This is a genomic window from Limosilactobacillus sp. (genome assembly GCF_051873075.1).
Lineage (GTDB): Bacteria > Bacillota > Bacilli > Lactobacillales > Lactobacillaceae > Limosilactobacillus.
In genome coordinates, this window is sequence record NZ_JBJEEM010000021.1 from 1 (window position 1) to 3,310 (window position 3,310).

Annotated in this window: 3 protein-coding genes; all 3 read right to left on the reverse strand. The window is 43.7% G+C overall.

What is annotated here, in order from left to right:
- A partial coding sequence (locus ACI31J_RS02960; protein WP_439772960.1) for a YSIRK-type signal peptide-containing protein occupies positions 1–1,442 on the reverse strand: 1,442 nt, incomplete at its 3' end.
- A gap of 307 nt (positions 1,443–1,749) precedes the next feature.
- Complete coding sequence (locus ACI31J_RS02965) at positions 1,750–2,997, reverse strand: mucin-binding protein (protein ID WP_439772961.1); 1,248 nt, start codon at positions 2,995–2,997, stop codon at positions 1,750–1,752.
- A 176-nt stretch (positions 2,998–3,173) separates the two neighbouring features.
- Positions 3,174–3,310 (reverse strand): hypothetical protein (locus tag ACI31J_RS02970; protein WP_439772962.1); only part of this gene is annotated, 137 nt, incomplete at its 5' end.

Below are 3,310 nucleotides of genomic sequence, written 5' to 3' on the forward strand. Positions count from 1 at the left end.
AGTAAGGTATTCCCCTTACTATCTAATTCAGGAATCAGACATACGCTATTTGTTTCATACGATGTGTTTTCAATAAACGTTCTACCGCCGCCATGATTATCAGGCGTCAAGATATTATTAATATCAGCTGTTAACTGTTCCTCAGTGAGGGGCATATAATTCGCAGCTATTAGATTATCACTATCTTGATCTTGCGACTCTAGCTGACCATTATCTACCTTTAATTCACTAAGCTGTTTTTCAAGTTTAGCCTTATTCTCTGGTCTAAGCAGATTAATTAAATTGTTAAAATCATCATTAGAAAGACTATTAATACTATTGCTTAGAACTAAATAGTATTCTTGCCCACCGGATTTAATGGTTGGTAGTCCCGTTGTCAATAAAGCTTTTAAATAGTCTGACGTTGCAGGAGTATACCGAGAATATTGTAAATTATCGCTCCCATCCTTAGGAAACTTATTGATTACTTCATTTTGTGGAAAGATTGACCACCATGTAGTTTCAGGCAAAACATGTACTTTGGTATTAAGCGCTATCGTTTGATTAAAGGACTTGTTATTAATAGTAGGTTTAAGAAGTCTATTGATCTCTGACTGAACTTCGGTATCGGCATCAGTAGTTTGTGATTCTGAGTCAACGTCATCACCAACATTCGTTAATCTAGCATATACAGGATACTCTCCCCCGTTTGTCTGCTTAGGATCAACTTTATCAATCTTCTGATTATTATTATTCACAAAATAAATCTTATATACTGTGCTCCAACCAGAGCCATCCTTGTCAAGAGCCTGGGTCATATCATTAGCTATTTTATCTAAGTCAATAGCCTGCCCATTCTTAAAGTGATAGCTATTACCTGAAAGCTTCTTTAATCCGTCACCCGCAAGAGTCGTCAATGTTCCTGGATATACCTTAACATATCCCGCACTTTCATTATCGTCATTAGTATTGTTAGTTGCTACTTCATTAGAAGCAGGACTTAGTGCAGTCTGAGATACTGAACTATTATTAGTACTATTCTCCTTTTCACTTTGAGTATTTGTAGAATTTGTGCTTAGCTTAGCTGTTTCATTATTTACCTGTTGTACATTCTCAGGTTTAGCAGAATCAGATTGTACGGCAACATTATTCACTGCTGTTGCAGTATTGTCTACTTGCTGATTAGTATTGTTAGTAGCCTTAGACGTATTCTGCAAGGCAACCGTACTCCCGGCAACCGGTGACGACTGTGTTTCCGTTTCTGCTGGCGTGTTGGCACCCTGGGCATCACTGCCGCTAGCCACCGTATCCGCGTTGGCTACCGTGTTGTTTGTCCCCAGGTACATCGTCGTCCCCAGTAAAACAGAAACGACCCCAATACCGAGCTTCCGCAAACTATAGTGCGGTACTTCCCGGTTGGCCAGTCGTTTTGTTATCAATTGCTTATTGTTTTTCGAAACCATAAAAAGACCCCCTAAATCATTTATAGCCTTATAAGCAATCCCAAAAATATAAATTGCTTTGTTTTACATCTAAAGTATAATGCCATTGGATTTGTTTAGCAAGTTACCATTGTTATTAATAAAAGCAAAAGCATTTTAAATAAAGTAAATCCTTTTAACACGGATTTATCGTTATCAATCCCTTAATTTTATAACAAAGCAGCTAAAAAAGGCTCATCACTTGTAGTACAAGTGATGAGCCATATCGCCTGATTAATATTAGGCTTTTAAATATATTCAGCATTAATTGAATAATATTACAAGATTTTTATTTTTGATAATAAACAACCCTGGTATCCAGGTTCCCATCATCAGGAGTAATCGTTGTTTTTTCAGCAACGTACCCCGCTAATTTAGGAACCGGCTGGTCGGCCAGCGGCGCCGTGGGGTCAGCCGGATCGTTTTGATAGACCGACTGGTGCGCCCCAGGAATCGTCTCCCCCTGTTCGTCAATCGGGATAATCTTGCCTAATCGCCGGTAGACCACCGTGTGGTTAATATCAAACGGTACCACTACCGGTCCCGTCAGGCGGCGGTCAATCGTGTAGTAACCCTGAATTACCGGGACCTTAACATCCTGGTATTTCTTAATGTTTCGGCTGCCATCGCGCCGCCAAATCGAATCCTGCACTACGTCAGCCGTCAGCCTTTCTCCCTTTTCACTCCTGAAGTGCACGGTATAGTGGTGAACTACCTGCTTGTCATCGTCAGTGGAGGTATCATCTACCGGTTCATAGATTATCTTCGTGTTCTTCAGCGGGTCAACGGGCAACACACTCTGCAAGTTGACCGTATATCCGGTAATCTGCGGCGTCACCTGGGCAACCACCTTGCTGGCGTCAGCCGGGTCATTACGGTACCCAACCGCCTGGTTATATAACACCTTCTGCCCATCATCCAACACCGGGACAATCTTGCCTAATGAGTGATAAACAACCTCGCTCGTCAGGTCCTGCTGAGCAACCGGCTGACCGGCCAGGGACGATTGCCCGGCAAGGTAGCCGGTAATGACCGGGGCCTTAACGGGGGTATACTGTTTCTTTTCCGGGAACCATTGACCGTCTGCCTGCGCTACCGTCTTCCCCGTCGCCTCGTCTAAGGTAACCGAGCAACGCCAAGTAATTTGTTGGGTCTCAGGCTCCGCCAGCTTTTTGCCATGCTCATCGACAAAATTGACCGTTAAGGTATAGTGACGGGCATATCGCTCAGTCTCCTCGGCCACGCCTTGGGCCGCAGCTTCATCCGGTGTTATGGTCTTCCGCTTGTGTTGGAGCAGAATTGCAAAGACCTGGTTCATCTGGTCATTTTCCGCGTAACGCGCCCCATCCGGGAAACCATTATAGGCCAGCTTGTAGCCCTGCTGGCCAAGCTCCGCCAACCGCTTTTCGGCGTCGTACTTGATCAGTGATCCGGTCTGCCCAGTGGCCTGGTCCTGAGCCAATACCTTCCCGGTCTCCTTATCAATGTAACTGAAAAACACAAGCTGTTGATCACTGTTCTCCGCTTGATTCCCCATTGCGTATACCCCCTCATAAATGCCGCTAAAAATTATTTTATATTCAGCCGAACAATCGTCATTTACAATTAAATTATAATACATTTAAAATGTTATTTAAATTGCCCCTGATACACAAAAAGGCGGCACTAAGCCGATTATCTCGGTTCAGTGCCGCCTTTATAAATTATCTAATTTTATTCTTCAGCAAACTCCTGCAGAGCTTTTTCGAAGTCCGCTAACTTAGCGTTGGCCTTGTCCAGGGAGTCCGCACTAGTTCCAATGTAGAACTTCAGCTTTGGTTCCGTCCCGGATGGCCGGATGGCGATCCAGG